The 17,010-nt window shown below is 60.0% G+C and carries 11 protein-coding genes, 1 other RNA gene and 1 pseudogene; 2 read left to right on the plus strand and 11 right to left on the minus strand.

Translation table 11 applies throughout. The features are described 5' to 3' along the window. Positions 1 to 35: 35 nt before the first annotated feature. From curA to dnaX, 4 genes and pseudogenes are all read right to left on the minus strand, one after another. The gene (gene curA, locus AC07V0_RS10305; RefSeq protein WP_492573949.1) at positions 36 to 1,043 is read right to left on the minus strand and encodes an NADPH-dependent curcumin/dihydrocurcumin reductase; all 1,008 of its coding nucleotides are present in this window, start codon (positions 1,041 to 1,043) and stop codon (positions 36 to 38) included. Beyond that, positions 1,009 to 1,098: pseudogene (locus tag AC07V0_RS10310) on the minus strand (hypothetical protein); the annotation flags it as partial. The pseudogene AC07V0_RS10310 and the gene curA, both read right to left, overlap by 35 nt. A 251-nt stretch (positions 1,099 to 1,349) precedes the next feature. Next, positions 1,350 to 1,688 carry a YbaB/EbfC family nucleoid-associated protein gene (locus tag AC07V0_RS10315; protein WP_018925290.1) on the minus strand — a complete coding sequence of 113 codons (339 nt, stop codon included), beginning with the start codon at positions 1,686 to 1,688 and terminating at the stop codon, positions 1,350 to 1,352. A 67-nt stretch (positions 1,689 to 1,755) separates the two neighbouring features. After that, positions 1,756 to 3,849 (minus strand): DNA polymerase III subunit gamma/tau, encoded by a 2,094-nt coding sequence (dnaX, locus tag AC07V0_RS10320; protein ID WP_086945128.1) that lies wholly within the window; start codon positions 3,847 to 3,849, stop codon positions 1,756 to 1,758. A gap of 145 nt (positions 3,850 to 3,994) precedes the next feature. Between dnaX and AC07V0_RS10325 the strand changes: the two genes are divergently transcribed. Then, on the plus strand, positions 3,995 to 4,738 hold the full coding sequence (locus tag AC07V0_RS10325) for a substrate-binding periplasmic protein (RefSeq protein ID WP_018925288.1): 744 nt from the start codon (positions 3,995 to 3,997) through the stop codon (positions 4,736 to 4,738). Positions 4,739 to 4,768: 30 nt separating this feature from the next. On the opposite strand, the gene AC07V0_RS10330 is transcribed toward AC07V0_RS10325, so the two are convergent. Then, on the minus strand, positions 4,769 to 6,469 hold the full coding sequence (locus tag AC07V0_RS10330; protein ID WP_064619141.1) for a putative bifunctional diguanylate cyclase/phosphodiesterase: 1,701 nt from the start codon (positions 6,467 to 6,469) through the stop codon (positions 4,769 to 4,771). 408 nt (positions 6,470 to 6,877) lie between these two features. On the opposite strand from AC07V0_RS10330, the gene AC07V0_RS10335 reads away from it, so the two are divergent. After that, positions 6,878 to 7,192 (plus strand): helix-turn-helix domain-containing protein, encoded by a 315-nt coding sequence (locus tag AC07V0_RS10335; protein ID WP_018925286.1) that lies wholly within the window; start codon positions 6,878 to 6,880, stop codon positions 7,190 to 7,192. Between the two features lie 185 nt (positions 7,193 to 7,377). Here the strand turns inward: AC07V0_RS10335 and ffs are convergent. The 6 genes from ffs to AC07V0_RS10365 all read right to left on the minus strand — a co-directional run bounded on the left by ffs (position 7,378) and on the right by AC07V0_RS10365 (position 16,779). Next, positions 7,378 to 7,474: signal recognition particle sRNA small type (gene ffs, locus AC07V0_RS10340), an RNA gene on the minus strand. A 155-nt stretch (positions 7,475 to 7,629) separates the two neighbouring features. Next, a complete protein-coding gene (locus AC07V0_RS10345; protein ID WP_018925285.1) occupies positions 7,630 to 8,793 on the minus strand; it encodes a zinc-binding metallopeptidase family protein in 1,164 nt (387 codons plus the stop codon). 154 nt (positions 8,794 to 8,947) lie between these two features. Continuing rightward, positions 8,948 to 11,305, minus strand: coding sequence for an NAD-dependent DNA ligase LigA (gene ligA / locus AC07V0_RS10350; protein ID WP_086945129.1), 2,358 nt, complete (start codon positions 11,303 to 11,305; stop codon positions 8,948 to 8,950). Between the two features lie 213 nt (positions 11,306 to 11,518). Further along, the gene (zipA, locus tag AC07V0_RS10355) at positions 11,519 to 12,370 is read right to left on the minus strand and encodes a cell division protein ZipA (RefSeq protein ID WP_018925283.1); all 852 of its coding nucleotides are present in this window, start codon (positions 12,368 to 12,370) and stop codon (positions 11,519 to 11,521) included. A 258-nt stretch (positions 12,371 to 12,628) separates the two neighbouring features. Continuing rightward, positions 12,629 to 16,117: a chromosome segregation protein SMC gene (gene smc / locus AC07V0_RS10360; protein ID WP_018925282.1), complete on the minus strand. Its 3,489-nt coding sequence runs from the start codon at positions 16,115 to 16,117 to the stop codon at positions 12,629 to 12,631. 2 nt (positions 16,118 to 16,119) lie between these two features. Further along, positions 16,120 to 16,779 (minus strand): GntR family transcriptional regulator, encoded by a 660-nt coding sequence (locus AC07V0_RS10365; RefSeq protein ID WP_086945131.1) that lies wholly within the window; start codon positions 16,777 to 16,779, stop codon positions 16,120 to 16,122. Between the last annotated feature and the right edge of the window lie 231 nt (positions 16,780 to 17,010).

The following is a 17,010-nucleotide window of genomic DNA, read 5'->3' on the forward strand; positions in this document are numbered from 1 at the left end:
CCGCGCCTCTGTTTAGCGTCAAATAGCAGCGCCAATTACTCAGTCGGCGCCACCCGCACCACCAGTTTGCCAAAGTTGCGTCCTTCCAGCAGGCCAATAAATGCCTCGGGCGCGTTCTCCAGGCCGTCGACCACGTCTTCACGGAATTTCACCTTGCCGTCACGCACCCAAGGCGCCATGGCGCTGATGAACTCTGGCTGACGGTCGCCGTAGTCGTCGAACACAATAAACCCCTGAATCCGCACGCGCTTGGTCAGCAGCGTGCGCTGCAATTGTGGCAAGCGATCCGGCCCGCTCGGGGCTTCATGGGCATTGTAGGAAGCGATCAGACCACAAAGAGGAATCCGCGCCTTGGGGTTGAGCAGCGGCAACACCGCATCGAACACCTTGCCACCAACGTTTTCAAAGTAGATGTCGACGCCTTTGAAGCAGGCCAGCGCCAATTCGTCGGCGAAGTCCGGGCGCTTGTGGTCGATGCAGGCATCGAAGCCCAACTCCTCGACCACGTAGCGACATTTTTCAGCACCACCGGCCACGCCGACCACCCGCAGGCCTTTGAGCTTCGCCACCTGGCCGACCACCGAACCCACCGCGCCGGAAGCGGCCGCCACTACCAGGGTTTCGCCCTCTTTGGGTTGGCCAATGTCCATCAGCCCCATGTAGGCGGTCATGCCGGGCATGCCCAACACCCCCAGCGCCATCGATGGACTTGGCAGCCCGGACGGGAGCGGAATGATGTTGCGCCCGTCGCTGATGCTGTGGCTCTGCCATCCCGTGGCGCCGACCACCAGATCGCCCTCCTGGAATTTCGGATTCAGCGAACGCTCGACACGACTGACAGCCCCACCGGTCATTACTTCGCCGATTTCTACCGGTGCCGCGTAGGACGGCGCGTCACTCATACGACCGCGCATGTAGGGATCCAGCGACAGATACAGCGTCTTGAGCAGCACCTGACCGTCGGCCAGATCCGGCAACGCTACCCGTTCCAGGCGGAAATTCTCCGGTGTCGGCGCTCCCACCGGGCGAGACACCAGGACGATTCGTTGGTTGAGGGTCAATGCTTGTGGCATGTGAGCGTCTCCTTGATCGATGAATTTCGGCGGTATAGGGAGCAGACCGTTGTGGGGATGGCGCGTTCGATGTTTCTACTTTTCACTGTGGCGAGGGAGCTTGCTCCCGCTGGGGCGCGTAGCGGCCCCACTCTCTACCTGAAAAGAGGGGGACTGCTGCGCAGTCCAACGGGAGCAAGCTCCCTCGCCACAGGGGTTGGCAAAAACCAGCCGGAAACAAAAATGCCAGGCGCGATGCCTGGCATTTTTTTAACCCATCCGACGCGCGTTGGCGAATCAGAATGGCAATTTCATACCCGGTGGCAGTTGCATGCCAGCGGTCATGCTGCCCATTTTTTCCTGGCTGTTGGCTTCGATCTTGCGCACAGCATCGTTGACGGCGGCGGCGAATACAGCCTCCAGCATCTCTTTGTCGTCTTCGCTCAGGCCTTCGACCAGGCTTGGGTCGATGGTCACGCGCTTGACGTCGTGACGACCGGTCATTACCACGGTGACCATATCGCCACCGGCCTTACCGGTGACTTCGGCGTTGGCCAGCTCTTCCTGCATCTTGGCCATTTTTTCCTGCATCTGCTGCGCCTGCTTCATCAGGCCGGCCATGCCACCTTTCATCATGGGAATCACCTCAAAAGTACTTGGATAAAAACAGCGCCCGGCGAGTGCGGCCAAGCGCCTTCAGTTATTAGCCCTGACTGACCAGGGCCTCGACAGGTTCAATAGTATCGTGACGGACCACCGCCCCGAACTGCTGCATCATTTGCTGGATGAACGGATCGCCATGGATCGACTCCTCGGCCTCGCGCTGACGGTCGGCACGACGCCGGGACGCTGCCTGGGCCGGGGTTTCCTGCTCAGGCTTGATCAGCTCGATGCTCAGGGTCAGCGTGCGCCCGTGGTGCTGGTTCAGCGCATCGTTGAGGCGACGTTGTTGCGTCGCGTTGAACAGGGCGCTGTGAGCCGGGTCCAGATGCAACAGCCAATTGTCGCCATCGACGGCGATCAGCGTGCAGTTGGCGGCGATGCTGCCGGTCATGCCGGACACCGGCAATTTCGGGAACAACTCCAGCCATTGCAGGGCCAGGCCGGTGGCCGGCATCGCGGCCGGTTCAGGCTCGGGCTGCGCCGCAGGTTCGGCGGTGTGCTCACTGGCCAGATCGTCGAGGTAGCTGTAGGCCGAATCCATGTCCGGCTCGATGTAATCCTCGTCCAGCGGCGGCTCGTCATCCAGGTCGATGCCTGGCGTGGCGGCATCGACTTCGGCCACGGACGGTTCCGGAATCGGCGCAGCGGCCCACTCAGGCGCATCCGGCACCACGCTGTCCGGCGTCGGCATGGGCATCGGTGGTAATTCGGGTTGTTCGCCGGCCGTCTCCAGCATTGGCTCGACGGCGGGCTGCTGGACAACCTCGGGCTCTACCGGATCGTTCCAGGGCAGATCGACGACTTCTTCGACCGCTACAGGCTCGACCACGGGCTCGGGCTCAGGCACCGCCACCAGCGCAACAGGTTCAGGCGCAACGGCCGGGACAGGCGCGGGTGCTGGTGCAACCACGGGCGCCACCGGAACCGGTACCACGGCCGCAGCGACTACCGGCGCAACAATCGGCGCGGCAGCCACTGAGTTTGCGGAATCAACTGTGGCCTGGCTGATCCCCACTGGCTTTAGCGGTTGCCTCGGAGCGTCCTCGGTGTCTGCTGGCCGGAATGCGAGCATTCGCAGCAGGACCATTTCGAAACCGCCGCGCGGATCCGGCGCCAGCGGCAAATCCCGGCGACCGATCAGGCCCATCTGGTAATAGAACTGCACATCTTCGGCCGGCAGTGCCTGGGCCAGTGCCAATACGCGATCACGGTCGCCATGACCGTTGTCGACACCTTCAGGCAGGGCCTGGGCGATGGCAACACGGTGCAACACGTTGAGAATTTCCGAGAGCACGCCGTTCCAGTCCGGGCCTTGCTCGGCCAGATGGCGCACGGCTTCGAGCAACGCCTTGGCGTCGCCTTCGATCAGCGCATGCAGGACGTCGTAGACCTGGCCGTGATCGAGGGTGCCGAGCATCGCCCGCACGTCGGCGGCCAGAACCTTGCCTTCACCGAAGGCGATGGCCTGGTCGGTCAGGCTCATGGCATCGCGCATCGAACCGTCGGCGGCGCGACCCAGCAGCCACAGCGCATCGTCTTCGAACGGCACGTTCTCGACGCTCAGCACATGGCTCAGATGCTCGACCACCCGCTCAGGGGTCATGTTCTTCAGGGAGAACTGCAGGCACCGCGAGAGAATCGTTGCAGGAAGTTTCTGCGGATCGGTGGTAGCCAGGATGAACTTGACGTAGGGAGGCGGCTCTTCGAGGGTTTTCAACAGCGCATTGAAGGAATGGCTGGAAAGCATGTGCACTTCGTCGATCAGGTAGACCTTGAAGCGCCCGCGGCTCGGCGCGTACTGCACGTTGTCGAGCAGTTCGCGGGTGTCTTCGACCTTGGTCCGGCTCGCGGCGTCGATCTCGATCAGGTCGACGAAGCGGCCTTCATCGATTTCGCGGCACACCGAGCACTCGCCACAAGGCGTCGAAGTGATACCTGTTTCACAATTCAGGCATTTGGCGATGATCCGCGCGATGGTGGTCTTGCCGACCCCGCGGGTACCGGTAAACAGGTAGGCGTGGTGCAGCCGCTGGCTGTCCAAGGCATTGATCAGAGCCTTGAGCACATGGGTCTGGCCGACCATTTCGCGGAACGAGCGCGGACGCCATTTACGTGCAAGAACCTGATAACTCATCGAAAACCGTCGCAGCGAAGGAAGCAGAAGCGGCTAATGCTAGCGGAGCAAGGCCAAAATTGCATCCGGTGCGCTCGTCTATTCTGGCTAAGCTGCACTTTGAGGAGCTTTTATCAGCTCAGGCTTGAGCCGTACCGGAGCATTTATGCACTTTGCCTTGGGGGCACTGCTATTCGTCAGCCTGAGCGTCGCGGCCGCCGAAGTGCCGTTGCGCTTTGTCGTGCCGGACAGCTGGGCCATGCCCTTGGTGCAAATCGAGCGCGACCGGCCGACCCAGGGCATTCTGCACGACATCATGCTTAGCCTGGCGACTCAGGTCGGCGCGCCGGCGCAATTTCACGTGTTGCCTCGGCCGCGAGTACAGAACGCCATGGAGCACGGCGAAGCCGATGTGCGCTGTTTCGTCTCACAAGACTGGTTGTCGACCCCGTCCGGCGACTATATCTGGAGCGTTCCGCTGCTGGTTCAGCGCGACATGCTGATTGGCCGGCAAGGCCCACCCGACTCTGTCAATCCAGCGGACCTGCCACGACAGTCGATCGGCACCGTGCTCGGCTATAGCTACCCGACCCTGCAACCGCTGTTCGACGCCGACCGGCTGCACCGCGAGGACGCACGCAATCAGGAACAGGTGCTGGAAAAACTGCTGGCTGGACGCTATCGCTACGCGGTGAGCAACCAATGGACCCTGGACTGGTTCAACCAGCGCCTGCTGCCCGACCAGCAACTGAAAAGTGTCGCGCTGGTGCAGGAACAGCCTATCAGTTGTTACATGCGCAATGACCCCAAAGTGCCGGTACAACGCATTTTGCGTACGTTGCAGCAAATGAAAACGTCGGGGGAGATCAATGACATCATCCGGCTCTATACCGGTAACCCGACCCCGTAGCAGCTGCCGAAGGCTGCCATATAGAGCGAGTCAGGCTATTTGATCGAGTGCCTGCCATTGCGACGGGGCGACAAACCCCGCCACCCAGGCCGGCACCTCGGAGGGCGGCATCGGACGGGCGATGAAATAGCCTTGAGCGACTTCGCACCCCAGCCGCAACAACAACTCACCGTGCTCAAGGCTTTCCAGCCCCTCGGCAATCACCTGCCGACCGAATGCGCGGGCCAGGCCAATCACCGCCGTGGTCAGGGCCAGGTCATCCCGATCATTCAGAATGTCACGCACAAATGACTTGTCGATCTTGATAGTCTGGGTGCGTAAACGCTTGAGATAACTCAGGGACGAATAACCGGTGCCGAAATCCCCCAGGGAAAACTGCACCCCCAACGCCTGACAGGCCTGCAAACAGGCGCTGACATGCTGGATATTCTCGATCGCCACCGACTCGACGATTTCCAGGTCGAGCATCCGCGGGGCAACCTGAGCATGCCGAGCGAGTACCTGTCTGAGCCGGTCGACGAAATCCGCGCGCTGAAAATGTCGCGCCGCGATGTTGATACTGATCGGCCAGCCCTGCCCCACTTGCTGCCAGCGGTGCAACTGCGCCAGCACCTGGTCCATCACCCATTCGCCGATATCGATGATCAGGTCAGTATCCTCTACCAGCGGCAAAAACTCCCGGGGCGGCACCATGCCGTTTTGCGGGTGCTGCCAACGCAACAAGGCCTCGAAACCGACGACCTCGCCACGACGCATGTTCACCTTGGGCTGAAAGTGCAGGCGAAATTCACCGGCGACCAGCGCCTGACGCACCCGCTCGACGGTCTGGTGCGTGGCCTTGACCTCTTGATCCCGGGACACATCGAACAGATGAAAGCGGTTTCGCCCGCGCTGCTTGGCCACATACATTGCCTGGTCGGCGTGGCGCAGCAGGGTTTCGGCATCTTCGTTGTCGTGGGGAAACAGGGTGACGCCGATACTGGCAAACACATTGATGTCCTTGCCGTGCAATGTGTAAGGCGCCGAGATCGCCCCCAGCACGCGACTCAACGCCGCGCGCAATTCCGGCAGATCACGCACGTAACGCAACACCAGCACGAACTCGTCACCGGCCAATCGCGCCACCACATCTTCGCCGCGCACAATGTCACGCAGACGCTTGGCCACTTCCACCAGCAACATATCGCCACTGGCGTGACCGTAGCCGTCGTTGACCGCTTTGAACCCGTCGAGGTCAAGCATGCACACTGCCAGCGGAATGTTTTCCTGCCGGGAAAACTCCAGCGCCTGATCCAGCAAATCCGACAGGAACGCGCGATTGGGCAGCCCGGTCAGCACGTCATGCCCGACCCGCCATTGCAGGGATTGCAGCAATTGGCGTTTTTCGCTGATGTCGAAACGAATCGACAGGTATCGGTCAACGAGCCCGGTGGTGTCGTCGAGCACCGGCACCATTGTGCTGTCGACCCAATACAACCTGCCATCCTTGGCGCGATTACAGATTTCGCCCTTCCAGACATTGCCCAGAGCAATGGTGCGCCACATGGCAGCGAAGAAATCGGCGGAATGCAGGCCGGAGTTCAGCAGGCGATGGTTTTGCCCCAGCAATTCCTCGCGGCTGTAGCCGGACACGACGCAGAATTGATCGTTGACGTAAGTAATCCGGCCGTTCAGATCAGTCTCGGAAAAAATTGCGGCGGCATCCACGGCCCTGCGGTATTTCTCATCCATGAGTGAGGCTCACTGTCGCTAGCGGAGGTACCGCTCGACCAGTGCAGGATGCCCGGAAGAGATGTTTTGAGACGTACAGCGCAGAGACACGTTATCACTCCATGAACAGCATTTGATGGCCCCTGGACCGCCGAAGATCAACTAGTCTCGGGCAAGGTAGCAACACCGACTCTGGTAACATTTCGCGAGGGTTTCAGACCGCCAACGACTTCTCTGCACACCCGGCAAGGGAAGACAATGCTGGCTGTTTCATATCGCCTAAACTTCAGACAGCAGATCACCAAAACCCCCTCCGAAGCGGCGATTCTACGAAATGCATCACATTTTGCAAAGCAAGGTGATGGATCATGCAGTTGCCTAATGCAAAAATCTATCGTTAAGTTCTTGATTCTAAATGGGAATTGAGCGATGCAAATTTCAAGTTTGGGTCCAGCCATCCGACGCTACCGCAAGGTCGCAGGGCTTACTCAGGCTGAACTCGGCGAAAAAACCGGTTTTGACCCCAAAACCATCAGCCGCTTCGAAACTGGCACCTATACCCCCAGCGTGGAAGCATTGTTCCTGCTTGCCGACGTGCTGGGTGTGAAGCTGAAAGCCTTTTTCGCAGATCTAGGCGACGAGGATGAACAGCGAGCGTACCTGTTCAACGTCATACACAAAGCCACCCCGAAGGATCTGGGAAAGCTGATCGCAGCGGTTGACCAGGCCTTGTCCAAGCCTTGATGCTAACAAATAAAAAAAGGAGGCCGACCTGTCGAACGCGACAGATCGGCCTCCTTTTATATATCCCGCTGTTTCATTCGGAAACGACGAAAAGCCGCCCTGGATGAACTCCATGGCAGGTAAAGAAAAACAGTATTTTTAGATAGAAAACACGAGAGAGGGTTCGTGTTGCGTTATGGAGGCAACCCCACCAGCCACACCCCGGCACACAATGTTCCCGCTGTGGCTGCTTCCTTCCGGATCTGACCAGGTTCACGGGTAATCGTTGCGGGGGGACCGATGGGGTCACCATAACGACGCTCACCTGACGGCGAGCCGCGCCATTGTACCTATCTGAGACGAAGTTACAACCGTTCGGGCGGATTAAAAAACATGAGCTGCTTCAAGGACATGCGCCGGCCTTCAAAAGATCGCGACCAGGCCGCGATCCTTTGATCCTATTGCACCAACACTTCATCCGCCCGGCCGCCCTCTTGCTGGATCACCAGGTGAATGAAGTGCAGCCTGGCGATCACCGCCGGCGGCAAGACGAACGGATAGAAATCCGGCTGCCCCATGCTGCGTGACAGCTCGTTAAGCATGCCGGCCAGCTCGATCCACGCATTGACGAACGACAGGAACGCCGGACCGCCGGGGTGCTGCGGATCAAACAGCGTGCTAGGTGGAAACGGCTGATAGTCGAACTCCATTTCCTGGGCACTCATGCCAAAACACAGGGCGGTGTCCACCGCATCCATCATGTGCAGGTAGTGAGCCCAGGTTTCCGCCCAGTCTTCCCAAGGGTGCATGGTGGCGTAGGCGCTGACGTAATGTTGCTGCCAGTCGAGCGGCGCACCTTGTTGATAATGCTGTTCAAGGGCCTCGGCGTAGCTGGCACGCTCGTCGCCGAACAGGCCGCGGAACGGTTCCAGCCAGGCACTGTTGGCGATCAGTCGGTCCCAGTAGTAATGCCCTGTCTCGTGCCGAAAGTGACCGAGCAGCGTGCGATAGGGTTCGTGCATCTGCACGCGAACCTGCTCGCGGTGGGCGTCGTCGGCTTCTTTGATATCGAGGGTGATCAGGCCGTTGGCGTGCCCGGTGGTCGGCGGCTTGCCTTCGAGGTCGATACCGATGAAATCGAAGGCCAGACCAGCCCCTTCGTCCACCGTTTTGGGAATGACCTGCAAGCCCAGGCTGAGCAACTGCGCCACCAGACGACGCTTGGCGGTTTCCACTTTGCGCCAGCGTTCGTGATTCTCGGGAATCGACAGGTCGGGGATGGTGCGATTCAGGCTACAGGCGATGCACAACCCATCGTGATGATTGGCCGGCAATAACCAGTTGCACGCAGCCGGGGAATCGAGATTGGCGCAACGGCGGAAAATACCGGCGTCAGGGTCGGCATCGAGCAACCAGGTATCCGCTTGCGGGCCGGGTTGCAGCGATGACAAGCGACTTTGCTGCGGCTGATAGCCCAGTGCCGCCGAACAGGCCAGGCACTGGCTGTTGCGAAAGAACAGCGACTGCCCGCAGCGACAATGCCAGACCTTGCTGTTGCGCGAACGCTCACCCATGAAGGGCGCGGCGATGCGTGAACTGAGCTGTTCGAAGAAGCGGTACATGGCGATCTCTCTTTGGGGACTGCCAAGACTAGATCATTGCTCAGACATGATCGTTCCCACGCTCTGCGTGGGAATGCCGCCCCGGACGCTCCGCGTCCGCTGTGACGCAGAGCGTCACGGGATGCGTTACCACGCAGAGCGTGGGAACGATCAGTTAAACCGAAATATTGTGCTTGCCAAGAAACTCGACAAACGCCTCTTCATCCAACACTTTCAACCCCAGCTCATTGGCCTTGGCCAGCTTCGAACCTGCGCCCGGCCCGGCGACCACGCAATGGGTCTTGGCCGACACCGAACCGGCCACCTTGGCCCCGAGGCTTTCAAGTTTGTCCTTGGCAACGTCGCGACTCATCAGTTCCAGCGAACCGGTCAGCACCCAGGTCTGCCCAGCCAGCGGCAATCCTTCGACGACTTTTTTCTCGCTCTGCCAATGCATGCCGAAATCGCGCAGCTGCTTTTCAGCGGACTCGGCGAGCTGACGGTTTTCTGCGACCGCAAAAAACTCACGCACCGAGGTCGCCTGCTTCTCCGGCAACGCCTGGCGCATGTCCAGCCAGTCAGCATTCATCACCGCTTCAAGCGAGCCGAATTTGTCGGCAAGCTTCTGCGCCCCGCCCGGCCCGACCGAAGGAATGTTCAGCTTGTCGAGAAAACCGCCAAGCGTGGTGCTTGCAGCGAATTCGGCAGCCAACGCTCCCTGATCCTGAATCTGCAGGCCGTGCTTCAACAGATTGGCGATCACCTGCTGGTTATGTGGGTCTTCAAAGAAGCTGTGAATCTCGTGAGCCACTTCCAGCCCGACATCCGGCAAGTATGTGAGCACTTGTGGCAACGCCTGCTGAACCCGCTCCAGCGAGCCGAGAGACCGTGCAAGCACCTTGGCCGTCTCTTCGCCGACATCAGGGATACCCAAGGCATAGATGAACCGCGCCAGGCTCGGGCGCTTGCTGTCTTCGATGGCGCCGAGCAGGTTCTTGCTCGACAGCTCGGCAAAGCCTTCGAGGTCGACGATTTGTTCGAAGGTCAATGCGTACAAATCGGCTGGCGAATTCACCAGACCTTCGTCCACCAGTTGCTCGACACTCTTCTCGCCCAGCCCTTCGATGTCCATGGCGCGGCGTGAAACGAAGTGAATGATCGCCTGCTTGAGTTGCGCACCGCAGGCCAGACGGCCGACGCAGCGATACACCGCACCTTCGCTGACAGTCTCGCGACCCTTGCTGCGCTTGACCAGTTGCGTACGCTCGACATGCGAACCGCAGACCGGGCAATGCTCGGGAATCTGTACCGGCCGTGCATCCTCAGGACGACGCTCGATGACCACTTGCACCACTTGCGGAATCACGTCACCGGCGCGACGGATGATCACGGTGTCGCCGATCATCAGCCCCAACCGCGCGACCTCATCCATGTTGTGCAACGTCGCATTGGCCACGGTAACACCGGCGACCTTGACCGGTTTCAAGCGTGCCACCGGCGTCACGGCACCGGTGCGACCGACCTGAAACTCCACATCGAGCAACTCGGTGAGCTCTTCCATCGCCGGGAATTTATGCGCGATGGCCCAACGCGGTTCGCGGGCACGGAAACCCAACTCGCGCTGGGAGGCAATGCTGTTGACTTTGAACACCACACCGTCGATTTCATAGGGCAGCGCATTGCGGCGTTCGCCGATGTCGCGGTAGTAATCCAGGCACTCATCGATGCCACGAGCCGATTTCAATTCATGACTGATCGGCATACCCCAGGCTTTGAGTTGCTGCAGATTGCCAATGTGCGTGTCGGCGATATCGGCGGAAACCTGGCCGATGCCGTAGCAGCAGAATTCCAGCGGACGGTTGGCGGTGATCTTTGAATCCAGCTGCCGCAAGCTACCTGCCGCCGCGTTCCGCGGGTTGGCGAAGGTCTTGCCGCCCATTTCCAGTTGCGTGGCGTTGAGCCGCTCGAAACCGGCCTTGGACATGAACACTTCGCCGCGCACTTCCAGGGTCGCCGGCCAGCCGCTGCCATGCAGCTTGAGCGGGATATTGCGCACGGTGCGCACGTTGACGCTGATGTCTTCGCCCGTGGTGCCATCTCCGCGAGTGGCGCCGCGCACCAGCATGCCATCCTGATACAGCAGGCTGACCGCCAGGCCATCGAGCTTGGGTTCGCAGCTGTACTCCACCGCTGCGCCGCCACCGAACAGGTCGCCGACCGGCAAGTCCAGACCTTCCGTCACCCGGCGATCGAATTCGCGCATGTCGGTTTCTTCGAAGGCGTTGCCAAGGCTGAGCATCGGCACTTCATGACGCACCTGAGTGAACGCCGACAGCGCCGCACTGCCGACGCGCTGGGTCGGCGAGTCGCTGGTGATCAGTTCGGGATGGGCCGCTTCGAGCGCCTTGAGTTCATGGAACAAGCGATCGTATTCGGCGTCCGGAATGCTCGGCTCATCCAGCACATGGTAGCGATAGTTGTGCTGATCGAGCTCGGCGCGCAGCTCTAGAATGCGGGTTTCGGCGGCAGTCATGGGTGTTCTCTCATAAAGCAAAAGAGCAGCCGAGGCTGCTCAATCTTTTAAATACGGTAGCGCAAAGCTGTGGACACTGTGGCGAGGGAGCTTGCTCCCGCTCGGCGGCGAAGCCGTCGTAAATCCAGTGAATGCGGTGTATCTGGATGGGGCTGCTTCGCGGCCCAGCGGGAGCAAGCTCCCTCGCCACAGAAGCCTGCCCCAGTCATTCGTTTAGCGCTTCTGGGTCAATGCGCGGCGTTCGAACTCGACGATGCGCTGACGGTAGTGCTCAATCGTCTGGGCGGTCAGCACGCTGCGCTGGTCGTCCTTCAGTTCGCCGTTCAGCTCCTGGGACAGCTTGCGTGCCGCCGCCACCATCACGTCGAAGGCTTGCTTCGGATGACGCGGGCCTGGCAGACCGAGGAAGAAGCTCACCGCCGGGGTGCTGAAGTGGTCGATATCATCCAGATCGAAAACGCCCGGCTTGACCGCGTTGGCCATCGAGAACAGCACTTCGCCGTTACCGGCCATGCTTTCGTGGCGGTGGAAAATGTCCATCTCGCCGAAACGCAGACCGCTTTCCAGAATGTTCTGCAACAGCGCCGGGCCCTTGAAGCCGGCCGGGTCGCGGCAGATCACACTGATCACCAGCACTTCTTCGGCTTGTGGCTGATCTTTTTCAGGTGAGCTGGCGGACTTGCGGTCATCCGGGAAATCGTTGTCACGGCTGCTGAAGCTCGGGCCACCGTCCAGGTCCAGGCTGAGGTTCATATCGCCTTGCGACGGCTCGCCATGGCCACGCTTGCCGCGCTTGGAACCCGATTCGCGCGGTTCACGGGCAGGCATGCTCACCGACGGCAGGTCGTGCTCGTCCAGTTGCGGTTCTTTCTGGGTATCCAGCACGCGGGGCGGGCCCAACAGCTCGGCGCTGGTGTCCTCGTCCGGCAGGTTGGACAGACTTCGGTCAAGACGGAACTTCAGTTTTCCCTTGCCGCCGCGCATGCGACGCCAGCCATCGAAAAGAATACCGGCAATGACAATAATGCCGATGACGATCAGCCACTCGCGCAGACCGATTTCCATGTAATCCCGTGCCTCTATAAAAAATGCTGAAAAATAAGGGGTTTACATTGTGTAAACCGCTTTAAAACGTGGCGCCAACTCTATGTTCTGACAGGCGTTTTGCCCACGTATACGAAAAATTGACATTAAACTAGCACGACCAAAGATAACTTTACACCGTCTGTCACAATGGCTTGCGCGAATATGTCGATTGGCCAGCAAGTCAAGCCAGGTAAAAAAGCCCTACAGCTTAAAATTACCTGTCCTACATGCAATGACTCAGGCGTCCACCATGGCCATCGCCTCCTCCACATCCACTGCCACCAGACGCGAGCAACCCGGTTCATGCATCGTCACCCCCATCAATTGATCGGCCATTTCCATGGCGATCTTGTTGTGGGTGATATAGATGAACTGCACCGTCTGCGACATCTCTTTGACCAGCCGTGCGTAGCGTCCAACGTTAGCGTCATCCAATGGCGCGTCAACTTCATCGAGCATGCAGAACGGCGCCGGATTCAACTTGAAGATGGCAAATACCAGGGCCAATGCGGTCAGGGCTTTTTCGCCACCGGAGAGCAAATGGATGGTGCTGTTCTTCTTTCCTGGCGGCCGCGCCATGATCGTTACCCCTGTATCGAGTAGATCTTCGCCCGTCAGTTCCAAATAGGCGCTGCCTCCACCGAAAACTTTTGGGAAAAGGGCCTGTAAACCGCCATTGATCTGATCAAAGGTATCTTTGAAGCGGTTTCGGGTTTCCTTGTCGATCTTGCGAATCACGTTCTCGAGAGTGTCCAGTGCTTCCACCAGATCGTCGTTCTGGGCATCCAGATAACGTTTACGCTCGGATTGTTGCTGGTATTCGTCGATGGCCGCGAGGTTGATCGCGCCGAGGCGCTGAATCCGCGCGGCAATACGCTCGAGTTCTTCTTCGGCGTCTTTCTCGCTGGCCCCGGCCACCAGGGTGGCGAGCACGCCATTGAGGTCGTAGCCATCTTCGAGCAATTGATCCTGCAAGGTCTTGCGCCGCACCGTCAACGCTTGCCATTCCATGCGTTGCTGTTCGAGCTGGCTGCGAATCAACTGGGATTGCTGCTCGGCCTGAGTCCGGCGCTTTTCAGCATCGCGCAGTTCACGGTCGGCGTCTTCCATGGCGATTTGCGCGGTCTTGAGCTCTTCGTCGACGGTCATGCGTTTGTCGAGCAACTCTTCGAGCTTCAGCCGCAACTCTTCCAGCGGTGCCTCGCCCTCTTCCAGATTGAGGCTCAGCTGTTCGCGCTTCTCGGTCAGGCGCTCTGCCTGCATTTCCAGCCGCTCAAGAGCCTGACGGGTGGAATCGTGTTGCGCCTTCAACGACCCCAGGCGCACCGCCAATTGATGCGCATGGTCCTTGTGCTGCCGGGCTTCCTGGCGCACCCGGTCGAGGCGTTCGCGCAGGCTGTCGCGCTGGGCCAGCAGCAACTCGCGCTGCTCGGTATCCAGCGCCATGCTGTCGAGCGCCTCCTGCAATTGCAGGCGCGCTTCGCCAATGTTTTCGTGCTCCAGGGCACGCTGTTCGCTGAGCTCGGTGAGTTCTTCATCGAGACGGCTGCGGCGCAGGGTCAACTGTTCGACCTTGGCTTTACCAGCCGACAACTGGGCTTTCAATTCGCCCTGCTGACGCGCTTCGTCTTGCAGCAGACGGCGCAAGTGTTCGCGGCCGTTTTCCTGCTGACGCTGTTGCGCCCTGAGATTCTGAAGTTGGGTTTCCAGAGTTTCAACCGTGGCTTCGCGTTCTTCACGCTCCAGGCCCAGCCGTTGGATTTCCTGGCCACGGGCGAGCACGCCGCTTTCTGCCTCGCTAGCCCGACGTACGCGTAAAAAGTGCCTGCCAACCCAGTAGCCGTCGCGGCTAATCAGGCTTTGGCCGGCAGCCAATTGCCCGCGCAAGGCCAAGGCCTGTTCAAGGCTGTCGACCGGTTTGACCTGCCCCAGCCAAGGCGACAGATCGATCTGCGCCTCGACCTTGTCGAGCAAACTGCCGGGCATGCGCACGCCATCGCTGGCCGGGCTGAGCAGGCGCAGATCGCCTTGGGCGAACCCGGCCAGATCGAAATCACCGAAGTCGTCCACCAGCACCGCTTGCAGGTCGGCGCCGAGCACGGTTTCCACCGCCAGCTCCCAACCCGCTTCAACTTTCAGGCCTTCGGCCAAACGCGGACGATCCGCCAGATGCTGTTCACGTAGCCATTCGGCGGTGCCGGTGCCCGGATCGAGCGCGGCTTGCTGCAAGGCTTCCAGCGAGGCCAGCCGACCGTTGAGCCGCTGCAAATCACCCTGGGCCTGCTGCTGCGCCGAAAGGGCTTGCTGCAACTCCTGACGCAGTTGCTCAAGACGTTCGACTTGCGCCTCTTCACTGGCCTGCAAGTCTTCCAGCGTCGCCTCGGACGCGGCCAACTGCTCGCTGAGTTCCATGATCGCCGCGTCTTCCGGGTCTGCCGAAAGCAACGCGCGCTCTTCGGCCAGACGCTTCTGACGATCGGCCAATCGCTCCATGCTGGTTTCCAGCTGCTGGATCCGCGACTGCTGAACTTCAGCCTGGCGACGGGGCTCGGCGGCGGTGAGGTTGAAGGTGTCCCACTGCTCCTGCCAGCCATGCATGGTGGTTTCGGATTCTTCCAGTGCGGCGGCGGCCTCTTCGGCGGCGGCGCTGGTGACTTCCTGTTCCGGCGTGAGCATGTCCAGCTCTTCGCCCAAAGTCAGCAGTAAGGTGCGGTCATGGCCCAAGTGCGATTCGGTTTCCAGCCGCGCGCGCTCGGCTTCTTTCAGATCGTCCTGCAATTGACGCAAGCGCTGCTGACCGTGCTGGATGCTCTGCTCGACCCGAGCGATGTCGCCGCCGACCGAATAGAAGCGCCCCTGCACCAGATTGAAGCGCTCGGACAGGTCGTGATGCCCGTCACGCAGGCGTTCGATGGCTGCGTCGGCATTGCGCTGCTCGGCCACCAGGGCTTCGAAGGTGATTTCCTGGGTGCCGATGATCGCTTCGCGCTGGCCAACCTGCTCGTTCAGCGCCTGCCAGCGCAGGGCCGACAACTGGGCCTTGAGCTGACGCTCTTCGCCCTTGTATTCCTGATACTTCTTGGCGGCCTCGGCCTGGCGGTGCAAGCGTTCAAGCTGACGCTCGAGCTCTTCGCGCAGGTCGGTCAGGCGGGCCAGGTTTTCGTGGGTGCGGCGGATGCGGTTTTCGGTTTCGCGTCGACGCTCCTTGTACTTGGAGATGCCCGCCGCTTCCTCAATAAAGTTGCGCAGGTCTTCCGGCTTGGCTTCGATCAGCTTGGAGATCATCCCCTGCTCGATGATCGAATAGCTGCGCGGGCCGAGACCGGTGCCGAGGAAAATGTCAGTGATGTCACGACGACGGCATTTGGCGCCGTTGAGGAAATAGCTGTTCTGGCTGTCGCGGGTCACTTTGCGGCGGATGGAAATTTCCGCGTAGGCGGCATATTCGCCGATCAAGGTGCCATCGGAGTTATCGAACACCAGCTCGATGCTCGCCTGGCTCACCGGTTTACGGCTGGTGGAGCCGTTGAAGATGACGTCGGTCATCGACTCGCCGCGCAAGTTCTTGGCCGAGCTCTCGCCCATCACCCAACGCACGGCGTCGATGATGTTCGACTTGCCACAACCATTGGGCCCGACCACTGCCGCCATGTTACTGGGGAAGTTCACCGTGGTCGGGTCGACGAAGGATTTGAACCCCGCCAGTTTAATGCACTTGAGCCGCACGCTTAAGCGACCGTCAAGGCAGAAACCACCAGATCGCAACTGCGCTGGGCATACGCCGTCAGCACCACGCGGATCTGCGCAAAGTCACGGGCCAGCACGGCGGCCAGCAGGCGTTCGAACAGTTCCAGGAACTCGCTCATCGAGGCCTTGCGCTGATCCAGGGCAAGGAAATACGCGCGGCTCATGGCCGGCTGCAGATTCTCGACGGTTTCCTGCAAGTACGGGTTGTTGGCGAACGGATACGCGGCACGCATCACACTGAAGCTGTCGTCGACGAACGTGCGGATGTCCTGGCGTTCGTAGCTGGCGGTCAGGCGCTGCTGGATCTGCAGGAATGGCGCCATGTCGGCCTGGACTTGCCAACCGCTGGCCACGGCATTGCCGAGCAATATGTACAACTCGCTCATCAGCGTGCACAGGCTCTGCACCTTGTGCGCCGTCAGTTCAGTCACGTGGGCGCCACGTCGCGGTAAAATCGCGATCAAGTGGCGGCGCTCGAGGATCAGCAAGGCCTCACGGACTGAACCGCGGCTGACATTGAGGGCCAGCGTGACCTTCTGTTCCTGGATGCGCTCCCCCGGCTTCATTTCGCCGCGAATGATACGTTCGGCGAGGTGGTGAGCGATTTGCTCGGCGAGGCTGTCCGGCGCCTTGAACGTCATGGTTGTCCTTCAAACTCTTCGATCTGCACAAGCGGCGCAGTGTAGCGCAATTGAGGGGTCATGGCGGAGTGCCCACCCAGCGGTTTTTGGCACGATTCAAGCAAAAAGCAGGCTATCCCGTGAGGGTCAATAATGAAGGAACGAGTCGTTGATCGACAAAATGCCATTTCCTGACCTTTAAGTCAGAAAATCATTGACCGGAAAGTCAGACCTGATAAATTCGGCTCATGT

This window comes from Pseudomonas sp. GW821-FHT01E10, assembly GCF_059422365.1.

Excerpts from the sequence above, each read along its gene's own strand:
- AC07V0_RS10365 (WP_086945131.1), bottom strand. The coding sequence starts at position 16,779 with ATGACGTTCAAGGCGCCGGACAGCCTCGCCGAGCAAATCGCTCACCAC.
- dnaX (WP_086945128.1), bottom strand. The coding sequence starts at position 3,849 with ATGAGTTATCAGGTTCTTGCACGTAAATGGCGTCCGCGCTCGTTCCGC.
- AC07V0_RS10315 (WP_018925290.1), bottom strand. The coding sequence starts at position 1,688 with ATGATGAAAGGTGGCATGGCCGGCCTGATGAAGCAGGCGCAGCAGATG.
- zipA (WP_018925283.1), bottom strand. The coding sequence starts at position 12,370 with ATGGAAATCGGTCTGCGCGAGTGGCTGATCGTCATCGGCATTATTGTC.
- AC07V0_RS10330 (WP_064619141.1), bottom strand. The coding sequence starts at position 6,469 with ATGGATGAGAAATACCGCAGGGCCGTGGATGCCGCCGCAATTTTTTCC.
- AC07V0_RS10345 (WP_018925285.1), bottom strand. The coding sequence starts at position 8,793 with ATGTACCGCTTCTTCGAACAGCTCAGTTCACGCATCGCCGCGCCCTTC.
- AC07V0_RS10335 (WP_018925286.1), top strand. The coding sequence starts at position 6,878 with ATGCAAATTTCAAGTTTGGGTCCAGCCATCCGACGCTACCGCAAGGTC.
- AC07V0_RS10325 (WP_018925288.1), top strand. The coding sequence starts at position 3,995 with ATGCACTTTGCCTTGGGGGCACTGCTATTCGTCAGCCTGAGCGTCGCG.
- ligA (WP_086945129.1), bottom strand. The coding sequence starts at position 11,305 with ATGACTGCCGCCGAAACCCGCATTCTAGAGCTGCGCGCCGAGCTCGAT.